Source organism: Halomonas sp. PAMB 3264 (assembly GCF_031954245.1).
Lineage (GTDB): Bacteria > Pseudomonadota > Gammaproteobacteria > Pseudomonadales > Halomonadaceae > Vreelandella.
The window spans coordinates 308,900-328,252 of the sequence record NZ_CP134866.1; the positions used below are offsets into that span (position 1 = coordinate 308,900).

The 19,353-nt window shown below is 62.0% G+C and carries 18 protein-coding genes, 1 pseudogene and 1 riboswitch; of the genes and pseudogenes, 6 read left to right on the forward strand and 13 right to left on the reverse strand.

The window, feature by feature from the left end; genetic code table 11:
- Window positions 1–168 precede the first annotated feature (168 nt).
- Window positions 169–2,715 (reverse strand): EAL domain-containing protein, encoded by a 2,547-nt coding sequence (locus tag RN347_RS01420; protein ID WP_311959544.1) that lies wholly within the window; start codon window positions 2,713–2,715, stop codon window positions 169–171.
- A gap of 286 nt (window positions 2,716–3,001) precedes the next feature.
- Here RN347_RS01420 and RN347_RS01425 point away from each other — a divergent pair, with 286 nt between their 5' ends.
- On the forward strand, window positions 3,002–3,487 hold the full coding sequence (locus RN347_RS01425; protein WP_311959546.1) for a PepSY domain-containing protein: 486 nt from the start codon (window positions 3,002–3,004) through the stop codon (window positions 3,485–3,487).
- Between the two features lie 96 nt (window positions 3,488–3,583).
- Here RN347_RS01425 and RN347_RS01430 read toward each other — a convergent pair whose 3' ends face one another.
- The 3 genes and pseudogenes from RN347_RS01430 to RN347_RS17100 all read right to left on the reverse strand — a co-directional run.
- Window positions 3,584–3,724: a hypothetical protein gene (locus tag RN347_RS01430; protein ID WP_311959548.1), complete on the reverse strand. Its 141-nt coding sequence runs from the start codon at window positions 3,722–3,724 to the stop codon at window positions 3,584–3,586.
- 252 nt (window positions 3,725–3,976) lie between these two features.
- Complete coding sequence (locus tag RN347_RS01440; RefSeq protein WP_311959550.1) at window positions 3,977–4,705, reverse strand: LysR substrate-binding domain-containing protein; 729 nt, start codon at window positions 4,703–4,705, stop codon at window positions 3,977–3,979.
- 36 nt (window positions 4,706–4,741) lie between these two features.
- Window positions 4,742–4,882 (reverse strand): annotated as a pseudogene (locus tag RN347_RS17100) (LysR family transcriptional regulator); the annotation flags it as partial.
- Window positions 4,883–5,353: 471 nt separating this feature from the next.
- Between RN347_RS17100 and RN347_RS01445 the strand changes: the two are divergent.
- Window positions 5,354–5,884 carry a PepSY domain-containing protein gene (locus RN347_RS01445; RefSeq protein ID WP_311959552.1) on the forward strand — a complete coding sequence of 177 codons (531 nt, stop codon included), beginning with the start codon at window positions 5,354–5,356 and terminating at the stop codon, window positions 5,882–5,884.
- 96 nt (window positions 5,885–5,980) lie between these two features.
- Here the strand turns inward: RN347_RS01445 and RN347_RS01450 are convergent, their stop codons facing one another.
- Both RN347_RS01450 and RN347_RS01455 read right to left on the reverse strand, forming a co-directional pair.
- Window positions 5,981–6,274 (reverse strand): YciI family protein, encoded by a 294-nt coding sequence (locus RN347_RS01450; RefSeq protein ID WP_311959554.1) that lies wholly within the window; start codon window positions 6,272–6,274, stop codon window positions 5,981–5,983.
- 78 nt (window positions 6,275–6,352) lie between these two features.
- Entirely contained in the window at window positions 6,353–6,583 is a 231-nt protein-coding gene (locus tag RN347_RS01455; protein WP_311959556.1) for a hypothetical protein, read from the reverse strand.
- Between the two features lie 568 nt (window positions 6,584–7,151).
- Here RN347_RS01455 and RN347_RS01460 point away from each other — a divergent pair.
- Together RN347_RS01460 and RN347_RS01465 are read left to right on the forward strand one after the other, a co-directional pair.
- Entirely contained in the window at window positions 7,152–8,906 is a 1,755-nt protein-coding gene (locus tag RN347_RS01460; protein ID WP_311959558.1) for an EAL domain-containing protein, read from the forward strand.
- A gap of 13 nt (window positions 8,907–8,919) precedes the next feature.
- The gene (locus tag RN347_RS01465; RefSeq protein ID WP_311959560.1) at window positions 8,920–9,735 is read left to right on the forward strand and encodes an alpha/beta hydrolase; all 816 of its coding nucleotides are present in this window, start codon (window positions 8,920–8,922) and stop codon (window positions 9,733–9,735) included.
- Here RN347_RS01465 and RN347_RS01470 read toward each other — a convergent pair.
- From RN347_RS01470 to RN347_RS01485, 4 genes are all read right to left on the reverse strand, one after another.
- Entirely contained in the window at window positions 9,728–10,204 is a 477-nt protein-coding gene (locus RN347_RS01470; protein WP_311959562.1) for an NYN domain-containing protein, read from the reverse strand. The two genes, RN347_RS01465 and RN347_RS01470, sit on opposite strands and share 8 nt — an antisense overlap.
- A gap of 112 nt (window positions 10,205–10,316) precedes the next feature.
- Window positions 10,317–11,099, reverse strand: coding sequence for an ABC transporter ATP-binding protein (locus RN347_RS01475; protein ID WP_311959563.1), 783 nt, complete (start codon window positions 11,097–11,099; stop codon window positions 10,317–10,319).
- The gene (locus RN347_RS01480) at window positions 11,096–12,133 is read right to left on the reverse strand and encodes an iron ABC transporter permease (RefSeq protein WP_311959565.1); all 1,038 of its coding nucleotides are present in this window, start codon (window positions 12,131–12,133) and stop codon (window positions 11,096–11,098) included. Before RN347_RS01480 ends, RN347_RS01475 begins: the two co-directional genes overlap by 4 nt.
- Complete coding sequence (locus tag RN347_RS01485; protein ID WP_311959567.1) at window positions 12,133–13,161, reverse strand: ABC transporter substrate-binding protein; 1,029 nt, start codon at window positions 13,159–13,161, stop codon at window positions 12,133–12,135. The genes RN347_RS01480 and RN347_RS01485 overlap by 1 nt, the downstream gene beginning before the upstream one ends.
- Before the next feature lie 40 nt (window positions 13,162–13,201).
- Window positions 13,202–13,392: riboswitch (cobalamin riboswitch) on the reverse strand.
- A gap of 93 nt (window positions 13,393–13,485) precedes the next feature.
- On the opposite strand from RN347_RS01485, the gene RN347_RS01490 reads away from it, so the two are divergent.
- Together RN347_RS01490 and RN347_RS01495 are read left to right on the forward strand one after the other, a co-directional pair.
- Window positions 13,486–13,953 carry a DUF2243 domain-containing protein gene (locus RN347_RS01490; protein WP_311959569.1) on the forward strand — a complete coding sequence of 156 codons (468 nt, stop codon included), beginning with the start codon at window positions 13,486–13,488 and terminating at the stop codon, window positions 13,951–13,953.
- Complete coding sequence (locus tag RN347_RS01495; protein WP_311959571.1) at window positions 13,954–14,757, forward strand: cytochrome c oxidase assembly protein; 804 nt, start codon at window positions 13,954–13,956, stop codon at window positions 14,755–14,757.
- Here the strand turns inward: RN347_RS01495 and RN347_RS01500 are convergent.
- Genes RN347_RS01500 through RN347_RS01510 form a run of 3 tightly spaced genes read right to left on the reverse strand, consistent with a single transcriptional unit; the run spans window position 14,754 to window position 19,353 of the window.
- Entirely contained in the window at window positions 14,754–16,130 is a 1,377-nt protein-coding gene (locus RN347_RS01500) for a D-serine ammonia-lyase (protein WP_311959573.1), read from the reverse strand. The genes RN347_RS01495 and RN347_RS01500 overlap by 4 nt on opposite strands.
- A gap of 47 nt (window positions 16,131–16,177) precedes the next feature.
- Window positions 16,178–17,662 carry an amidase family protein gene (locus tag RN347_RS01505; protein WP_311959575.1) on the reverse strand — a complete coding sequence of 495 codons (1,485 nt, stop codon included), beginning with the start codon at window positions 17,660–17,662 and terminating at the stop codon, window positions 16,178–16,180.
- Between the two features lie 44 nt (window positions 17,663–17,706).
- Window positions 17,707–19,353, reverse strand: coding sequence for an ABC transporter ATP-binding protein (locus tag RN347_RS01510; RefSeq protein WP_311959577.1), 1,647 nt, complete (start codon window positions 19,351–19,353; stop codon window positions 17,707–17,709).

The window sequence follows — 19,353 nt, forward strand, 5'->3', positions numbered from 1 at the left end:
GGGAAAAAGATGCCGATACGCTGCGCCAGCAAGAGAGAGGCGAGCGCATGCGCTCATCTTACCCGTTTGACGGCGTTGAGCGTTAAAACATTGGTGCGCAAGACAAACGGGTGCGGCCCACGCTCGCGTGGCTAAAGAGATAAACCCGTGCTGGCGGCGGTGGTTACATTACGGGTTGGTCGGCGTTGTGAGAAGGCGCTGAAAACTTTCTGGTGACATGGGCTTGGCCAGGTAGAAGCCCTGTGCCTGGTCGCAAGTGAGCGCCGTCAACCGGCCCAGCTGCTCGGCGGTTTCGATCCCTTCCGCCGTAACGGTCAGGGAGAGCGCGTGGCCCATGCTGATGATGGCGTCCACGATGGCCTGGCTGCTCTGCGACTGATCCAGCCCCATGATGAAGCTGCGATCGATCTTGATGCCGTCGAAAGGGTAGCGGCGCAGGTAGCTCAGCGAAGAGTAGCCGGTGCCGAAGTCGTCCATCGACAGCCGTACCCCAAGCGCCTTGAGCTCGAGCATGGTGGTCAGCGCGGACGTAGCGTCCTCGAGCATGACGTTTTCAGTGATCTCAAGCTCCAGTCGGTGTGCCGCGATGCCGGTTTCCCTGAGCACGCGATCGATACGCTCGACCAGATCCGAGCGCTGAAACTCCACGGCGGAGAGATTCACCGACACGATCAGCGCCTCCTCCCAGGACAGGGCATTTTGGCAAGCTTCTCGCAGCACCCAATCACTGAGCTCGAAGATGAATCCAGTCTCTTCGGCTAAAGGAATAAAACAGGCGGGGCTCAGCAGCTCGCGGGTCGGATGCGCCCAGCGCACCAGCGCCTCGGCGCCCAGCACCGCTTGCGAGAGCGCGTCGTAACGCGGCTGGAAAACGATGCGAAACTCGCCCCGGCAAAGCGCCTGACGCATATCGATTTCCAGCTGCCGGCGCTCCATAAGGCGCTCAGTCATCGTCGGCTCAAAAAAGCAGAAGCGGTTACGGCCGCCTGCTTTTGCCTCGTAAAGCGCAATATCGGCGTAGCGTAAGAGCTCCTCGGCGCTGGAGCCATGTTCCGGGGCGGCGACAACGCCGATACTGGTGCCTATGTTGACCTCGCTGTCGCCGAGGCTAATCGATTGGTTGATCTGCTCGATCATGCGCTGACACAGACGCTCGGCGTGCTCCTTCGTATGGCAATCGGGGGCCACGATGACGAACTCGTCGCCCCCCTGACGTGCGATGAAATCGTTTTCACGAGTGCAGCGGCGGATAGCGCGGGCTACCTCCTTGAGCACGGTATCGCCGGCAGCGTGACCGAACGTGTCGTTAACCGGTTTGAAGCGGTCAAGGTCCAGGGCAAACAGGAACATCGGCTGGCTGGCGCTTGCACTGATGCCAGGGCAGTGATCGAGATAGTCATGTAGGTAGTGGCGGTTCGCCAGTCCGGTCAGCGCATCGTGATGACTGATGTGCTCGATGTGGGCTCTCGCCTCGATTTCTGGGGTGATGTCGCACACGGTGCCCTGATAGCCCTGAAGCCGCTGCGCCTCGCGCACTTCACAGGCGAAGAGTTGGCAATGGCGCCGCTGGCCCTGGCTGTCGCGCAGGTCACAGGCTATCGGCTTGCGTCCAGGCGCGTTGCCGTGTTTCGCCGCAGAGGCAAGCCTGGCAGGGTCGTGGCCGAGCAGGTCACCCAAGGGGCGGCCAATCCAGTCGTGGCACGCAAGGCCAGTGAGTTGCGCAAAGCGCTCGGAGAGATAGGTCAGCGTTTGTTGGGCGTCGGTTTCCCAGATCCAGTCCGATGACGCCTCGGAGATGTTCTTGAACCGCTGCTCACTGATACGCAATTCGTGCTGCGCCCGCTCTATTTTTTCGCTCGCCTGATGAACGCGTCGACGCAGGCGCACGATCAGCAGCGTGGTCAGAACGCCCAGCAGCAACAGCATTGGCAAAAAGCGAACCAGAACCGAGCGGCCCATCGCTTCGCTTTTCCATTGAAAGGTGACACCTTCGCCGATCCCTCTTTGGAGTGCCAGCGAGGGGGAGGGCGCCCGAGTGATACCCGGTACCGCCGCCAGCTCGCGCAGGTTGAAATCCTGCGCGAGCTCCAGAAGGTCGGCCTTGCCCAATATATCGACGAACACCAGGTAGGAGAGCTGATCGAACTGTTGATAAGTGCTGTCCGGCCGGATGACGGCGGCGTAGGTAATGGCGGGAGTGCCGTTGACCGAAAAGTAGGCGTAGGAAATATCATCTTCCAGCGAGGCCGTTTGAGCGCGGTCAAGCAGCGCTACCAAATCGCCCGTGATCCAGTCGCGGGCGGTGACATCGCTGCGGGCGCCGTTGACAACGGCGTAGCGCGTTGCGCCCGTTGGCCCCACAATGAAAACGCCTTCCAGGCCGTACGTCTCAAAGAGCGACGGGCCGATATTGTCGCGCTCGAAGGTCCAGTTCGTATCGATGGTATCCTGGGTATAGCGATAGGCGTCGAGCCAGAACGCGTAGTCCGCCAGTGCCGTGCCGGTCTTGTCCTCGCGGCTCTGGAGCGCTCTTGCGGCGTAGACTTCGCTTTGGCGCACCTGATGAGCATCCAGGGAAAGCGCCAGATAAACGAGCGTTGCTCCCGCTGCCAGAAACAGTGCGCAGATGACACCAATGAATACCCGCGAGGCGCCCCGGGTAGCGGCAGCGTAGTGCGCGTCATTCCTGAAAGGTGTCGATGCGTTTTCGGTCATTGAGCGCTCGGTAACCTGTAAGAAAAGTGAAATGCCCCCGGCCTATTAAATCGACCCGTAACCGACGATCTTTAATTCTGCAAGGCATGAACGCCGCTGTCAGGGACCTGCGCACATGCGTGGCGAAGGGGAAATCCGGGTTGCGGAGTGTGAACAAAATATGAACGTCTGCATCACGCTCGAGTAAGGTAGTGCGCCGTAGAGTGATCACCACTGGATGAGACAGCCCTGCACCAACAGGCATCTTGTACAGCGAAGCGTCATTTCATTGAAAAGGATGATCACCATGAAAAAGACAGCAATCGCCATCGCTATTACCGCTGCCGCCACGCTGGGTCTTGGCCAAGCCGCCATGGCCGACCAGAACGACTATCAGGAAGCGCTCGACCAGGCCGCGTTTGCCGACATGATCCAGCAAGCCGAAAGCGCCGGTGTCGCCTCGTTTCGTGAGCTACAGATCGACGAAGAGCGCGGCACGATGGAGTTTGAAGTCGAAGGCTGGGATGCCGACGGCCAAGCGTTTGAACTGACGCTCAATGGCGAAAGCGGTGAGGTCATGCACGAAATGACCAGCGAGACCCAAGTCGCGCCCTGGGGGCTGGACGCGCAGCAGCTCAATAGCGTGCTCGACCGCGCAAGTCAGGACGGTTTCGACCGCTTCGAAGATATCGATTTGGATGAAGACGGCTCGGTCGAAGTCAGCGGCTTCGACGGCGACCAGCGCGAAATGGAGCGCAGCTACGGCCTTGACGAGTTCAAAGGCGGCCAGTAAACGTCGAGCGTAAATCATAGCGCTGCTTTACGATAGCGCTCTCACCGCCCCGTCGGCTCAACGCCGACGGGGCGGTGGCGTTTTAGAGAAGTACGTTCAAGCGTCGACCGGCACGAGGCGTACTTGGAGGATATCGAAGGTTTCCCATACTCGTCCCAGGGTATAGGGGGGCTGGCCGATCCACTCGTCAAGCACCGAACGATTCTCGAAATTGACGTGAATCGTAGAGCCGATCATGCGCCCTTCGTCATCCAAGCACCTCCCCCAGATGCCTGCCGAGCAGCAGAAACACCTGTACGTGGCTACCGATCGTTCAGGGTGCTGGGTGTATCGGAAAGTCGGGCACAGCCAGCCCATGAAGGATGCACGGGCGTTCATTAAGCGGGTGGAAGAGAAGAGTCCCTTTAATATCCTGACAGTAGTGCTGACCGATAACGGCATGCCTTGGCAATCATCATTTTATGGCCCCCTCAGGAAAGCGACGATAGGTTAAAGAAGCTCCTTTGCTGCTCGCCTCATCATTTCTACTAACCATTGAATACCGGGATCCTGATCACGATAGGCATGCCACTGAATACGTTCTTCAAGCATAGGAATGTCGAAGGGAAGAGGGTGAATATCTATGGGTAATGATTCTTTATAAGTCTCTGCAAGTTGCTCGTGCACAGTGGCAATACGGTCGCTGCCCATAATCAAGTGAGGAAGCGAAGAAAACGTATAGCTGGTTAAAGCGATGTCGCGTTCTATACCCAGTTTTTCAACCCACTTTTGTTCAAACGTTGCAGCTCCAGTCGAAGGTACCATCTTTACATGGCGTGCGCCGCAGTAGCGTGCCAGGTTCATTTCCTGGCCATGATGCCGGCTTTGAGCACACGTTATGCATACGTATCTTTCATTGAAAAGGTGCTCATTAGGATGCTCGGTCGAGAGGAGTGGCTCAGGCGCCACCAACAGATCGGCATCGCCTTTTTCGATCGCTAAGTGAGGTGTTTCAATCTGAGGTAAAAAGCTGAACGAAATACCTGTTGACTTTATATCGATTAGTTCTAGCACCCTGGGGATCAACGTGGACATGACGAAATCCGATAGGATGATACGAAATTTGCGGGTAGATTGACTCGGGTCAAATAAGATATCTGTCGATACTGTAGCCTCTACACGTACCAAAATATCGCGTACAGAGTGCTTCATTGATTGCGCGCGGGGGGTTAGTTCCATTCGACGTCCTACCTGCACAAGGAGAGGGTCATCGAAGTAGCCTCTTAATCTTGTCAAGGCGTTTGACATGGCAGATTGGGTAAGATTCATACGCTCTGCCGCTTGGCTGACCGACTGAAGAGCTAGCATATGGTCCAAGGCGACCAGTAGATTAAGGTCCAACTTGTTGAAATGCATATCTAAACTCAAATTTTATAGTATTTTTAAGGTATTTATGGCGTGCATGGATTGCATGTTTAAAGCTGGTATCGCGAATTTGTGTATCAATTGCATGAATATAAGGCGGGTTGATCATTTGCTCATATGATTAATTAGTCGAATAACGAAGAGTCATTTTTCACCTTTTATCAAAATTTGTAGTTTTCGTACGTAAGGGAGCGGTTTGCCTGCGTAACCATTCCCTAAAATAGGTGCATGCGCCGTCAATATTCTCCGGCCTATAAGGAGGCAAACGGAGTGCAGCATGAAAAAATCAAGGCACAGCGAGTCCGCAGGTGACGTCTCGGTGTGTGAACGCAATGTGAACGTATGCATCACGCGCGAGTAAGTTAGCGCGCCGTAGAGTGCTCTCCACTGAATGAGACAGCCCAGCATCAACAAGCTATCTTGTACAGCGAAGCGTCATTTCATTGAAAAAGGATGGTCACCATGAAAAAGACAGCAATCGCACTCGCTATCACCGCCATCGCCACGCTGGGTCTTGGTCAAGCTGCCATGGCCGAGCAGGACGACTACCAACAAGCGCTCGACCAGGCAACGTTTGCCAACATGATTGAGCAAGCCAACAACGCCGGTGTCGCCTTGTTTCGTGAAATTCAAATCGATGAAGAACGCGGCGCGATGGAGTTTGAGGTCGAAGGCTGGGATGCCGGCGGCCAAGGGTATGAGCTGACGCTTAACGTCGAAAGCGGGGAAGTCATGCACGAGTCGTCTAGCGAGACCCAAGTTGCCTCTTGGGGGCTGGACGAGCAGTCGTCCACCCCGACCCAGGTCGCGCCCTGGGGGCTGGACGAGCAGCAGCTCAACAGCGTGCTCGACCGCGCAAGCCAGGACGGTTTTGACCGCTTCGAAGATATCGACCTCGATGAGGACGGCTCGGTCGAAGTCAGCGGCTTCGATGGTGACCAGCGCGAAATGGAGCGCAGCTACGGCCTTGACGAGTTCAAAGGCGGCCAGTAAACGCCGAGCGTAAATCATAGCGCTGCTTTAGGATAGCGCTCTCACCGCCCCGTCGGCTCGATGTCGACGGGGCGGTGGCGTTTTAGAGAAGTACGTTCACGCGTCGACCGGCACGAGGCGTACTTCGCGGATATCCAAGGTTTCCCAAACCCGGCCCAGGGTATAGGGGTCCTGGCCGATCCACTCGTCAAGCGCCGAACGATTCTCGAAAGCGACGTGAATCGTGGAGCCGATCATTTGCCCTTCGTCATCCAGAATCGCACCGCCGCTTAAAAAGCGTCCTTGTGCGATCAGCTTTTTAACCCCTGCTAAATGCGCCTCACGATTCGCCATTCGGCGTGAAAGGGCGTCTTCATCGGTAAAGTCGTAGGCCGTGATGACATACTGCATGAAGCTTTTCCTCGTTGGATGACTCATTTGAGCGGGCTGCCATGATAAATAAGGTAGCCGCTAGACTGCTGTCTATAATTAGCGTCTGAGTCTAAAACCGTTGCGCTCCATGCAGTAGCGAAGCATTTCCTGCTCTTTTTGCGCTGAGAGATCGCGCATGCCAATTTCATATCGGCATTCGGCAAGAGCGCTTCGAGTGATTTCCTTATCTACACCTTCTTTGTACCAGTGGGGCTTTGAGGGCGTAGCGCAGCCTGAAAGAATGATCACCAAGCCCGCCGCAAAATAGGTTCTTGCGAAACATTTCATGGGTTCGTTTCCTTATTGGAATTTAATTTTTCTCATTAAAAGGTACTATAAAGGTTTCTTCGGATAATTGTCCATTGTGACAACAAGGTCGTTTACGGATAACGGTAAACAAGCGCGCCTGATCCGCACGATGCGAAACGAAGCTACGTGCTGGAGCGAGCAACGGCTTGGCGGACGGCTCACGTGTCGGGCACTTCTCGCCCTATGCGGCGGCGCCAAGGCGAGAAAAAGGGCGATACCTCTTGCGCTTTACTCTTCCGGGTTTGACGCTCTAACAGAAACCGTTAAGGTAATTGTTGACCTTCTGGGGAATCCCGCGCGCTTTAAATAGGGGCACTTGGCGATAGCGTAGCTACCTTCATCCCCGGTGGTCATCTGCTTCGATGAAGGATTACTCACGCTTTAGTATTAAGTTAAGATAAGTCTTTCAGGGTGCACGGGGAGAGTAAAAACCTGCCCTATTGTATCAATTCCTTACGTTGGCAGACGCGATGGAACACCTCGTTTTTCCCCGGATGATCGCCGCCCCATTTAAACTCGCCAGTTCGTTTTTAAGGCCCGCGCCGCCATGTACACACCTAGCCTGCTCTCATTAGATGAATTCCCGGTGGGGTGCCTGGTGACGGATGCGCGGCGCCGGGTGCTTTACAGCAATCAGTACATGATGGAGCAGTATGGCCACTCGCCCGCGGCGCTGGCGGGGAGGGAGCTGTTCGATCTTTTCAGCAAGGCGTCGCAGATTCTTTGTGAGTCGTTCATCGTTCCGGCGCTGGCGCGAGAGGGGCAGTGCGAAGAGATTCGCTTGACGATGAGGTCGCCCAGTGGCCAGAGCCTGCCGGTGATGGTCAGCGCAGTGCACGATGACGCCTGTCAGCGCTGTTTCTGGAGCATCGCCAATGCCCAGCGCTCCGAGCAGCTCTACGTGGAACTGAAGAAGACCCAGCAACTGCTGGAGCAGAAGGTGGCGCTTCTGCGTTCGCTCTCGCACGCCGACCCGCTGACGGGGCTGCCCAACCGGGCAGCCTTGAGCAAACATCTGGATCACAAGATCGACCGCGCCCGCCCGGGGAGCGCCGGTTTCGCGCTGGCGCTCATCGATCTGGACGGCTTCAAGGCGATCAACGACCGCCATGGCCACGAGACCGGCGACAAGGCGCTGCAGCAGGCCGCCAGGCGCTTGGCCGACACGCTGCGCCAGCAGGATCTGGTCGCACGGTTCGGCGGCGACGAATTCGTCGTGGTGCTCGATGGCCGCTTTTCCCGGGCGCTGGATGAGCCGATCTGGAACCGGCTGACGCAACGGCTGGCAGCGCCGCTATTGATCGATGGCGTGTCGCTGAGTCTTTCGGCCAGTATCGGTATCACGTTTTATCCGCAGTCCAACACGCTGGAGCCCGACCAGCTGATTCGCCAAGCGGATCAGGCGATGTATCAGGCCAAGCTGGCGGGCAAGAACCAGGTCTGCCTTTTCGACAGCGACGGCGAGATCGTTCAGAAAGAACGCCATGCCGCGCTTTCAGGCCTCGACGAGGCGCTGGTCGCCGAACAGTTTCGGCTCTTCTATCAACCCAAGGTCAACATGCGAACAGGGGAGGTGCTGGGCGCCGAGGCGCTCATCCGCTGGCTGCATCCCGAGCAGGGCCTGCTGGGCCCGCAGGCGTTTTTGCCGGTGCTCTCGAACACGCCAAGCGGCATTCGGCTTGGGCGCTGGGTGATCATGACGGCGCTGCTGCAAATGCAGACGTGGCGCGAACAGGGCCTGAACCTGAGCGTCAGCATCAATATCGATGGCTACCATTTACAGCATCCGCAATTTTTGCAGGAGCTGGGCACGATGCTGGCGGACGTACCCGAGGTGCCGAAAGCAAATATCGAACTGGAGGTGCTGGAAACCAGCGCGATCGAGGATGCGGCGCAGGCGGCCATGATCATCAACGCCTGCCGCGCGCTGGGGCTCAAGGTGTCGCTGGACGATTTCGGTACCGGCTACTCCTCCCTGAGCCAGCTGCGCGACTTGCCCGTGGATACGCTCAAGATCGATCGCAGCTTCGTGCAGAACATGCTCACTCGCCCCGGCGACTTGGCGATCCTCAAGGGGGTGATCGGCTTTGCCGGCGCTTTCGAGTGCGGCGTGATCGCCGAAGGGGTGGAAACGCTGCAGCACAGTCAAAAGCTGGTGGCGCTGGGCTGCGAAGCGGGCCAGGGCTACTATATCGCCCGCCCCATGCCCGCTGACGAGTTCCCCGGCTGGGTCGAGCGGTGGACACACAGCGAGTTTGATCAAAAGTACGGCACACAAGCGCACGGCACACAGGATAATTGAGGAGTCATTGGGTTTGCTGAACAGGACATCCATCACGGCGCGCAATAACGTGACCGTGACAGGAGAAGGGGCAAAAACGCTCGTGCTGGCCCACGGCTTCGGCTGCGATCAGCGGGTGTGGCAGTACGTCGTGCCCGCGCTTTCAAAGCGCTACACGCTGGTGCTGTTCGACTACGTCGGCTCGGGGCGCTCGCAGCTGTCGGCGTTCAGCCAGGCGCGCTACGCCACGCTGGAGGGGTACGCGCAGGACGTCGTGGAGATCTGTAAGACGCTCGATTTAAGCGACGTTCATTTCGTCGGCCACTCCGTCAGCGCCACGATCGGGCAGCTGGCGGCGCTCGAGATCCCCGAGCGTATTGCCAGCCAGATCATGATCTGCCCCTCGCCCTGTTTTCTAAACGTGGGGCCGGAGTACCAGGGCGGCTTCGAGCGCGCCGATCTCGAAGAACTGATCGAGCTGATGGATCGCAACTACATCGGCTGGGCTCACTATCTGGCGCCGCTGGTGATGGGCCCGGAAAGCTCGGAACAGCTGATCGGCGAGCTCTCGGAAAGCTTCTGCTCCACCGATCCAGTCGTGGCCAAGGTATTCGCCAGGGCGACCTTCTTCGCCGACTACCGGCACCTGCTTCCCCGTGTGACGCCTCCGGCGCTGCTGCTGCAAAGCCAGGTCGACTCACTGGCAAGCCCCGCGGTGGGGCGCTACATGCATGCGCGCATGCCGCAGAGCACGCTCCGGGAGCTACCGTGCGTCGGGCACTGCACTCACATGACCCACCCGGAGACCATCATTCGTGAAATCGATGCCTGGCTTGGTCAGTCTAGCTGAGCAATAGTTCGCCCTCGATGGGCACGAACTCGCTCGCCGCGCGCATCAGCGAGGCGGCGGTGAGGGCGGCCACGCCGTACACTTCGACGCGCTTACCGTGCACCCGGCGAATCTTCTCGGCCAGCAGGTCGAAGTCGCCGTCGCCCGACACCAGTACGATGACATCGGCCCGCTCGGCGTACTCGATGGCGTCGAGCGTAATGCCCACGTCCCAGTCGCCCTTGGCGGAGCCATCGCCGCGCTGAATGAAAGGCTTCAGTTTGACCTCGAAACCGATATGGCGCAGCGCGTTTTGAAACTTGCGCTGCCCCGAATCTCCCTTGTCGGTGGCGTAGCAAAAGGCCGCGACGACCTCGCGATGGGCGCTCGCCCGGCGGTAGAAGGCGCTGTAGTCGAAGTGCTTGCCGAAGGCGTCGCGCGCGGTGTAGTAGACGTTCTGGGTATCCACGAAAAGGGCGACGCGGGTCATGAAAGGCTCGTTTGAAAGAGGGAGAAGGCCCGGACAAGTGAGGCGGGGCGCGTCTGACGTTTCATTATAGCGGCTAGTGCCACCCTTCGAGAAACCGGCCGCGTGGGCGCCTTCAGCAGAGCCGGCGGAAAGCGATGAGCGGTATGTCGCCCTCAGGGTCGTCCACCAGCCGCGCCTCGACGCCGAACAGCGCGCGCAAGAGCGTGGGGGTCAGCACTTCACGCGGCGGGCCGAGCGCCACCACGCGGCCCTCCAAAAGCGCCAGTACCCGGTCGCAGCGCAGCGCGTGAGACAGATCGTGCAGCGCGACCACGGCGGTGATCGGCAGCGCCTTGATCAGCGCCAGAATGGCGAGCTGGTGGTGGATATCGAGATGGTTGGTGGGCTCGTCGAGCAGCATCAGCTGCGGTTGTTGCGCGTGGGCGCGGGCGATGTGCACGCGTTGGCGCTCGCCGCCGGAAAGCGAGGCCCAGAGCCGGTCGGCCAGCGCCTCCATCTCCACCGCGCCAAGTGCCCGGTCGACGGCGGCGGTGTCCTCGGCGCGCCAGTGGCCCAGCCGCCCAAGCCAGGGCGTGCGACCAAGCTCCACCGCGTCGCGGGCGGTGAGCCGCTCGTCGGTGTCCGCCTGCTGCGCTACCAGCGCCATGCGCCGGGCGATCTGGCGCCGGCTCAAGCGCGAAAGCGGCGTACCCTCGAAGCGCACCTCGCCAAGGCCTGGCGGCAAAAGCCCGGCCAGCAGGCGTAAAAGCGTCGACTTGCCCGCGCCGTTGGGACCAATCACGCCCAGGGTTTCGCCGGAAAAGACGTCGAGATCGACGCCGTCGACAAGCCTGCGCCCGGATGCCGAGAAGCTCACGCATTGGGCGCTCAGTAGCGGCGGGGTGGCTTGACTCATTGCCGCCCCCGCACCATCAGGTAGGCAAACGCCGGCGCGCCGACCAGCGCGGTGATCACACCGATGGGCAGCACCTGGCCGGGAATCACCACCCGGGAAACGACATCGCACAGCACCATGAACACCGCCCCGCACAAGGCAGTCGCCGGTACCAGCCGGCGGTGGCGCACGCCGACCAGCAGCCGGCAGGCGTGGGGCACCACCAGCCCGACGAAGCCGATCGCGCCGGTGATCGACACCATCACCGCCGTCGCCAGCGCCGCCGTGCCGATCAAGAGCCCCTTCGTCGCGCGCAGATTCACACCGAGTGAGGCTGCGCTTTCCGCGCCGAAGGCGAAGGCGTCGAGCGAGCGCACCTGCCCAAGCGCCACCGCTAGACTCGCCCCCGCCACCGGCAGCGCCAGCCAGGCGTCCGGCCAGCGCACGCCGGACATATTACCCAGCAGCCAGAACATGATGCCCCGGGCCTGCTCGGCGTTGGCGGAGTGGGCGATGATGAAGGCGGTCAAGGCGTTGAACAGCTGCGCCCCGGCGATACCGGCGAGAATCAGAATGCCCGCGCCGCGCACGCCCTGGCCGCCGCCGGCCAGATGCGCCAGCAGCGCCACGAAGCTGAAGGCGGCAAGTGCCCCGGCGAAGGCGCCCATGGACATCGAGATCATTCCCGCCCCGAGGCCCGCCACGGTCACCGTGACCGCGCCGGTGGAAGCGCCCGCCGAGATGCCCAGCAGGTACGGGTCGGCCAGCGAATTACGTAACAGCGCCTGCAGAATCACCCCGGACACTGCCAGCCCCGCGCCGCAGCACGCCGCCACGACGGCGCGCGCCAGGCGGTAGTGCCACACGATCGCCTCGTCGAGGGTGGAAAGCGGCCGGTCGATCATGCCAAGCTTGCTCGCCAATACGTTCAGCACGGTAGAGAGCGGGATGCGCGTCTCGCCGATCGAGGCGCCGACCAAAAGCGCCGCGATCAAACAAAGCGGCATCAGCCAGACCCACCGCGCGGAACCTGCGCCGATACGTGTCGCCCCCATCAGGACGACAGATCCATCTCGGCCAGCGCCTCGACCAGCGTCTCGAGGGCGTAGATGCTGCGAATCGACGGATCCATGGCGTGGGCGTCGATCTCGACCAGCCGGTCCTGCTCGACGGCCTCGAGCAGCCGGGTGACCGGATCGTTTTGCAGGAATTCGCGTTTCACAGCGATGTCGTCGGCGGGAAAGCGGCGCCGATCCATGCGCGCGGCAGCGATGAAGGTGGGGTCGGCGCGGGCGATGCTCTCCCAGCCCACCGTCGGCCACTCCTGATCAATACGCACCACGTTGTCGATGCCAAGCGTCGTCATCATCCAGTCCGGCACGCTGTTGACGCCGGCAACGTACGGATCGATCCCCAGGTCCGCCGAGGAGTACCAGAACACGCCGCGAAGCTCATTCGATAAATCGAGTGCCTGGGCGGCCTCGATCGCGGCGGTTTCTCGCGCCTGAAGATCGCTCACCGCGCTCTCGCCGCGCTCGGCAACGTCGAAAATATCAGCCAGCGTTTCGATACTCTGGTACACCAGCGCCGGGTCAAACAGGCGTTCGCGGGCGCCATCCATGCTCTGATGGTTGTCCTTGCCCACACACTCGGTGGGCAGCGTCCAGAGCGGCACGCCGGCGTCGTCGAACATCGCGGACGTACCCACGGCGCCGGCCGGGCCGACCATCCACTCGTAGGCAGATATCACCAGGTCCGGCTCTTGCGCCAGCACGCTCTCGAAGCTCGGCGCGTTGTCGGACAACCGCTCGACGTCGGCATTCGCCTCGGCAAACGTCTCGAGCACCGGATTGACCCAGAGCGAGGTGCCCGCCACGTGCTCTTCAAGGCCCAGCAGGTAGAGCATCTCCGTCGGCGCCTGGCCGATGGTGACCACGCGCGCCGGCGCCTTTTCCAGGATGATGTCGTGACCACAGCTTTCGAGCGTTAGCGGGTAGGCGGTGGCGGCCTGGGCGTGCGGGGGCGCGCCCAGAGAGACGCACAGCCCTGCCAGGGCCAGCGCCGGGGATCGCTTCAACATCATGTACACTCCCGTGCATGATCGGCGCGCGTATGGCGCGGCCTGGTTGTGAGGATGCGTCGGCAGGTCTCCTGACTCACGGGTCGTCGCTAGCTCGCCTTCCCGGACGGATGTCCAGTGGCACGTGTGAGCATTGCTCGCCGCCTACAGTTGCGGGGGCAGTTCCGGTTCGCGCGAAGCGCTTCGGATTCCCTATCAAGTTCCGTACGGAACACCGACGCCGGCCATTCTAGAGAGCGCTGCAAAGTAGGGCAATCACGGCCCGCGCCGCGGTGGCGCTCGCCCGGCGCCTTGCCTACGCTGATAGCGACACCAGGGAGCGCGCCCATGACGTATGATGCGAACAAAAGTGATATCCATGACATCGAGCGCTCGCGCTGGGCGGCGGTGCTGGTCGGCATCGGCGCCATGGCGGCGCTCGATGAAATCGTCTTTCACCAGCTGCTGCAGTGGCACCACTTTTTCGACTTTTCCACCCCCGCGTTCGGCATTCTTTCCGACGGCCTTTTGCACGCCTTTGAGCTCTTGGCGGTGGTGGTCGGCGTGTTTCTACTGCTGGAGCTTTCCCAGCGGGGACGCTTGAGCGTGGCCTGGGCGAAGGCGGGGTTCTTTCTGGGGATGGGCGGCTTTCAGCTCTTCGACGGCCTCATCAACCACAAGATTTTACGTCTGCACCAGATTCGCTACGGAGTGGACCCGCTGATGTACGACCTGGTCTGGAATGCCTTCGCGATCGGGTTTCTGCTGATCGGGGCGTGGTTCTGGCGCCGCGCCCGCGTGTTGCCCGCGCGCTGAATGCACGCCGGCCACCCCGCTTCGCCGCTCGACTGGCTGCCGTTTTTACTGGTCGTGCTCGTCACCTGCCAGTATCTGGCGGCGGCCGGGCTTCAGCGGGCGGGCGGGTCTGGCTGGAGCCTCTGGCGCTGCGGCTTTTTCCTTCTTGGCAGCGCACTTCTGGCCATTGCCTTCTGGCCTTCGTTGATGGCCTGGGCGCATGGTGATCTGGTCGGCCATATGACGCTGCACCTTTTGATCGGCATGTTTGCGCCGCTTTTCTGGGTGTTGGCCGCGCCGATGACGCTGCTACTCAAAACGCTGCCCCAGGCGGGCGGGAAATGGATGGTGAGGTTCCTGCACAGCCGTTTCATGCGCCTGGTGACCCACCCGGTCACCGCAACGCTGCTCAACGTGGGCGGCATGTACGTACTCTATTTGACGCCGCTCTACGCCGCCTCGCTGGAAAACTCCCTGCTTCACTACATGATTCACCTGCACTTTCTGCTTGCGGGGTATCTCTTCTGCTGGGCGATCCTCGCCGAGCCCGACGCCTCGCCCCACCGGCTAAGCCTGCGCTTTCGTCTGATCGTGCTATTCGCCGCGATCGCCACCCACAGCCTGCTGGGCAAGCTGATGTACGGATGGGGCTTTCCCCGCGACACCGGCCACACCCTCGAGCACGTCCAGGCCGCCGCCCAGTGGATGTACTACGGCGGCGACTTGGCCGAGGTGTTATTGGCGGTAGTGCTGATGACGTTCTGGTTGCGGCGGCCGGCGGGGCGGCGCGAGGCCCTGCTGGGCTCGCATCCGCAGACCGATTAGGCGATGGGCGCCTCGGCCCTGGACAGCGCCGCGCGGCCCTTGTCCAGATACTCCCGCATCTGCTCCTCGGGCACCATCGAGCCGCCGGTGGCCCAGACCAGGTGGGTGGCCTTGGCGAGGTGGCCGGCAAGGCCGAGGGTGTCGAGCGTGGCGCGGTCGGCGCGGGCCAGGTGCGCGAAGCCCGGCAGGCCCGCGACGGCGGAGGGTTCCAGCGCCAGCTTTTCGTGCTTTTGCGTCAGGGCGACCAGGGCGTAGAGCTCCTCGTCGCTGACGGTGTAGAGCGCGTCGAGCATCGGCTCCATGAGCGTGCCGACGAACGCCGAGGGGCGCCCGACTGCCAGGCCATCGGCGCAGGTGAGATTATCGAGGCCGATATCCTGAACGCTGATGGCGTTGTGCAGTTCGGTGGCCATGCCCAGCAGCATGCAGGGTGACGACGTGGGCTCGGCGAACACGCAGTGCACTGCGTCACCGAAGGCGTGTTTCAAACCGAAGGCGACCCCGCCCGGGCCGCCGCCGACCCCGCAGGGCAGGTAGACGATCAGCGGGTGCTCTGCATCTACCCGAATGCCTTCTGCGTCGAGCTGGCGTGCCAGGCGCCGGGCGGCGACGGCGTAGCCGAGAAACAGCGCCGTCGAGTCCTCATCGTCGACGAAGTGGCAGCGCGGTGTGGCCAGCGCTTCCTCACGACCCTGGGCAACGGCGACGCTGTAGTCGGACGGATGCTCGACTACGTCAACCCCTTTCTCGCGCAGCAGCGCCTTCTTCCAGTGCCTGGCGTCGGCGGACATATGCACCGTGACCTTGAAACCGAGCTGGGCGCTCAGGATGCCGATGCTCAGCCCCAGATTGCCGGTCGAGCCCACCACGATCGAGTGGTGCGCGAACAGCGTTTTGAACGCCGCCGTGGCGAAGCAGGCGTAGTCGTCGGCGAGTGCAACCAGTCCGTGCTCCAGGGCCAGGGTTTCGGCGTGGAGCAGCACTTCGTGAAAGCCGCCTCGGGCCTTGATCGAGCCCGAAATCGGCAGGTGGCTATCGCACTTGATCCAGAGGCTTGCCGGCGCGGAGACCCGCCAGCGCTGGGCGGCGGCGAAGGAGAGTGTATCGGCGCGGTGTAGCGGCGACTCGATGATGCCCCCGGCCGCGGCGGTTTCCGGAAACACCTGAGCGAAGTAGGGGGCGAAGCGCTCAAGCCGTGCGGCGGCTTCGTCGATGTCCGCCGCGCGCAGCGGCAGCGTGTCGCGAACGCTCTCAAACATCGTGCGTTTCGAGTTGACCCAGAAGGTCGCCTCGCGCTGGGTAAGCGCGCGCAGCAGCGGGTCGGTGCCGGCGCGGGCGAGCGTCTGCCAGTGGTCGAGGGCGTGGTCGGCCATACGGTGTCCTTTTGTTCAGTCGGCGTAAGTAAAGCGTCAGGTTCGCGCTAGAACCCCATGAAGCCCTCGGCATTCTTCAGTGGCGCCGCCTCCATCAGATAGTCCAGATCGACCCGGGGGCGTGCCAGCGCGGCGTCGTCCTCGAACAGCGTTTCGAGCTCACGGGCGAAGGCCAGGGTCTCCAGGTCGCTGCCGCGCCGGCCGATGATCTGAAGCCCAAAGGGCAGGCCGCTTTCGTCGCGACCGGTTGGCAGCGTCACTGAGGGGTGGCCGGCTAGCGTCGAGGCGTAGGCCATGGAGAGCCAGTGGTAGTAGCTCTGGGTTGGCTCGCCATCGATCTCGGTGGGGTAGAGTTCGTGCCAGTCTCGCGGGCTGATGGTGGTAGTAGGCGCGAGCACGAAGTCGTAATGCTCGAAAAACGTCTGCCAGTGGCGGTAGAGGTGCTGCTGGTTGGTCAGCGCGCGCACCACGTCGAGCGCCGAGTAGCTTTCGCCCTCGCGCACGTTGTCGCGCACGTTGGGGCCGACCAGCTCCGGGTACTGCTGCAAGAGCTCGCGGTGCATGCCGGAAAAGCAGAGCGCGCGAATCACCGCGAAGGTGTCGTCGGCTTCCGGGCATTCCGGGTGGGTGTCGTCGAGCCGGCCGAACACGTGGCCAAAGCGGGCGAGCTTGTCGCTGAAGCTTCGACGCACGAGTTTTTCGGTCATGGCGAAGCCGAAGTCCGGCGTGAAGGCGACGCGCTGACTGCAGAGATCCACTCGGGGCAGCTGACGAAACGCTGCCGGCGTGTGAACGGCTTGACCGTCGACCACCGGCGTCCAGGGATCGCGGCGGTCCGGGCGAATCATCGTCGAAAGCATCAGCGCGGCGTCCTCCACGGTGCGCGCCATGGGGCCGTTCATCGACATCGGAAGCCAGGCCTGGGCACGGTTGCCCGGCACGAGCCCAGGAGTGGGTCGAAAGCCCACCACGCCGCAAAACGCCGCCGGGTTGCGTAGGCTGCCGCCGGTGTCGGAGCCGGTGGCAAGCGGTGCCATGCCGCAGGCCAGGGCCACGGCAGAGCCGCCGGAGGAGCCCGCGGCGGAGCGAGTCACGTCGAACGGATTGGCGGTCGCACCATAAACGGCGTTGCGGGTGTTGCCCCCGGCGCTCCATTCAGGATTGTTGGTCTTGCCGACCATGAGCGCGCCGGCCTCGCGCAGTTGCGCCACCATCGGGTCGTCGCCCTGGGCGACGTTGTCGGCGTAGATCCGGCTGCCGAAGGTGGTGGGCAGGCCGGTCACATCGACCATATCCTTCACGCACAGCGGCAGGCCATGCAGTGCCCCGAGACGCTCGCCCTGGTCGATGGCGCGCTGGGCGCTCTTCGCGCCCTGGCGCCAGGCGTCGACATCCTGGGCCACCAACGCGTTGACGGCAGGGTTGATCGCTTCGATACGGGCCAGACAGCTCTCGGTCAGCTCCACGGCGGAGAGCTTTTTGGTACTCATCAAACGTCGCGCCTCGACGGCGCTCAGGTCACAGGCATTCATCGATATCGCTTCCTTGTAGCAAAAAATCGGCCGGGCGGCCCGTGTCACGCGACCGGGGCAAAGGCGGTGAAATCCCAGCTTCGCCCGGGCGCGACCTCGATCAGCTGGCGGGTGTAGTCGGCGCGCGGGTTGCCCAACACCTGCTCGGCGGGGCCGTATTCGACCACCTGGCCACGCTGCATCACCAATACGTCATCACAGATCTGAGCGGCGACGCGCAGGTCGTGGGTAATGAACAACACCGCCACGCCTAGACGTTCCTGAATGTCGTCCAAAAGCGCTAGTACCTGGGCCTGCACCGAGACATCCAGCGCCGAGACGGCTTCATCCGCCACGATGACGTCCGGCTCCATCGCCAGCGCCCGGGCGATGGCGATCCGCTGACGCTGGCCGCCGGAAAACTGGTGCGGGTAGCGCTCGATGGCATCCGCCGGCAGACCCACGAGTTCCAGCAGTTCGCGCGCCCGGGCCAGGGCCTCCCGGTACGGCTTGCCGTAGTTGGTTGGGCCTTCGGTCAGGCTCTGGCCGATGGTCAGACGCGGGTTCAGCGAGCGGTAGGGGTCCTGAAACACCATCTGAATGCGCCCGCGATGCGGCTTGAGGCTTCGCGAGCGAAGAGCGGCGATGTCCTGGCCGTTGACGCGCACGGTGCCGCCGGTCGGGGTGATCAGGCGCATCACGCAGCGCGCCAGCGTCGACTTGCCGGAGCCCGACTCGCCGACGATGCCCAGCGTACGCCCGGCCTGGAGCTCGAAGCTGACGTCATTGACCGCGTGGGTGGCCGCGCGGCGCGGTTTCAAAAAGCCCAACAGGCCGCGTTTGGGCGCAAATTCCTTGTGCAGCTCGGTAACACCGAGCACGCGGCGTTCGCTCTTGACGGGGCGGGCGGGGCGCGGGGTCAGGCTGGGCACCGCTTCCAGCAGGCGCCGGGTGTAGGCGTGCTGCGGGCGGCCGAGGATCTGGCGCACCGGGCCGGTTTCCACGATCTCGCCGGTCTTCATGACGCAGACACGGTCGGCGATATCCACCACCACACCCATGTCATGGGTGATGAACAGCACCGCGGTGCCGTGGCGCTCTTGCAGTTCGCGAATCAATTTGAGTATCTGGTGCTGGGTGGTGACGTCCAGCGCCGTGGTGGGTTCGTCGGCGATCAAGAGTCTGGGCTTCAAGAGCAGCGCCATGGCGATCATGATGCGCTGGCGCTGTCCGCCGGAGAGCTGGTGGGGAAAGCTGTGATATATGCGCTCGATATCCGGCAGGTGTACCTGGGCCAACGCGTCCAGCACCTGGGCGAAGCGCTCGGCACCGGATAGCGAGGTGTGACAGGCCAGCACCTCGTCGAGCTGCTTGCCGACGCTCAGCACCGGGTTGAGCGCGGTCATCGGCTCCTGGAAGATCATCGCCATGCGGCTGCCGCGAAGCTGGCTCAGGCGCTTGGGCGTGGCCTCTAAAAGCGATTCGCCGTCCAGAGTGATGCGCCCGCCGGTGGCGATGAGGCTTCGCTTGGGTAAGAGCCCCATGGCGGTCAGCGATGATACCGATTTGCCGGAGCCGGACTCGCCCACCAGACACAGGGTTTCGCCGGCGTGAATGTCGAAGGAGACGCTCTTGAGAATGCGCTTGGGCGTCTTGTCGGTGGTATCGACTATCAGCTGATCGACGCTCAGTACGGGAGGCTCAATTGGCAT

Bases quoted from the DNA above. Each gene is read 5' to 3' on its own strand.
- RN347_RS01420 (WP_311959544.1), bottom strand. From the start codon at position 2,715: ATGACCGAAAACGCATCGACACCTTTCAGGAATGACGCGCACTACGCT.
- RN347_RS01425 (WP_311959546.1), top strand. From the start codon at position 3,002: ATGAAAAAGACAGCAATCGCCATCGCTATTACCGCTGCCGCCACGCTG.
- RN347_RS01430 (WP_311959548.1), bottom strand. From the start codon at position 3,724: ATGATCGGCTCTACGATTCACGTCAATTTCGAGAATCGTTCGGTGCTT.
- RN347_RS01440 (WP_311959550.1), bottom strand. From the start codon at position 4,705: ATGGAACTAACCCCCCGCGCGCAATCAATGAAGCACTCTGTACGCGAT.
- RN347_RS01445 (WP_311959552.1), top strand. From the start codon at position 5,354: ATGAAAAAGACAGCAATCGCACTCGCTATCACCGCCATCGCCACGCTG.
- RN347_RS01450 (WP_311959554.1), bottom strand. From the start codon at position 6,274: ATGCAGTATGTCATCACGGCCTACGACTTTACCGATGAAGACGCCCTT.
- RN347_RS01455 (WP_311959556.1), bottom strand. From the start codon at position 6,583: ATGAAATGTTTCGCAAGAACCTATTTTGCGGCGGGCTTGGTGATCATT.
- RN347_RS01460 (WP_311959558.1), top strand. From the start codon at position 7,152: ATGTACACACCTAGCCTGCTCTCATTAGATGAATTCCCGGTGGGGTGC.
- RN347_RS01470 (WP_311959562.1), bottom strand. From the start codon at position 10,204: ATGACCCGCGTCGCCCTTTTCGTGGATACCCAGAACGTCTACTACACC.
- RN347_RS01475 (WP_311959563.1), bottom strand. From the start codon at position 11,099: ATGAGTCAAGCCACCCCGCCGCTACTGAGCGCCCAATGCGTGAGCTTC.
- RN347_RS01480 (WP_311959565.1), bottom strand. From the start codon at position 12,133: ATGGGGGCGACACGTATCGGCGCAGGTTCCGCGCGGTGGGTCTGGCTG.
- RN347_RS01485 (WP_311959567.1), bottom strand. From the start codon at position 13,161: ATGATGTTGAAGCGATCCCCGGCGCTGGCCCTGGCAGGGCTGTGCGTC.
- RN347_RS01490 (WP_311959569.1), top strand. From the start codon at position 13,486: ATGACGTATGATGCGAACAAAAGTGATATCCATGACATCGAGCGCTCG.
- RN347_RS01495 (WP_311959571.1), top strand. From the start codon at position 13,954: ATGCACGCCGGCCACCCCGCTTCGCCGCTCGACTGGCTGCCGTTTTTA.
- RN347_RS01500 (WP_311959573.1), bottom strand. From the start codon at position 16,130: ATGGCCGACCACGCCCTCGACCACTGGCAGACGCTCGCCCGCGCCGGC.
- RN347_RS01505 (WP_311959575.1), bottom strand. From the start codon at position 17,662: ATGAATGCCTGTGACCTGAGCGCCGTCGAGGCGCGACGTTTGATGAGT.
- RN347_RS01510 (WP_311959577.1), bottom strand. From the start codon at position 19,353: ATGCCAATTGAGCCTCCCGTACTGAGCGTCGATCAGCTGATAGTCGAT.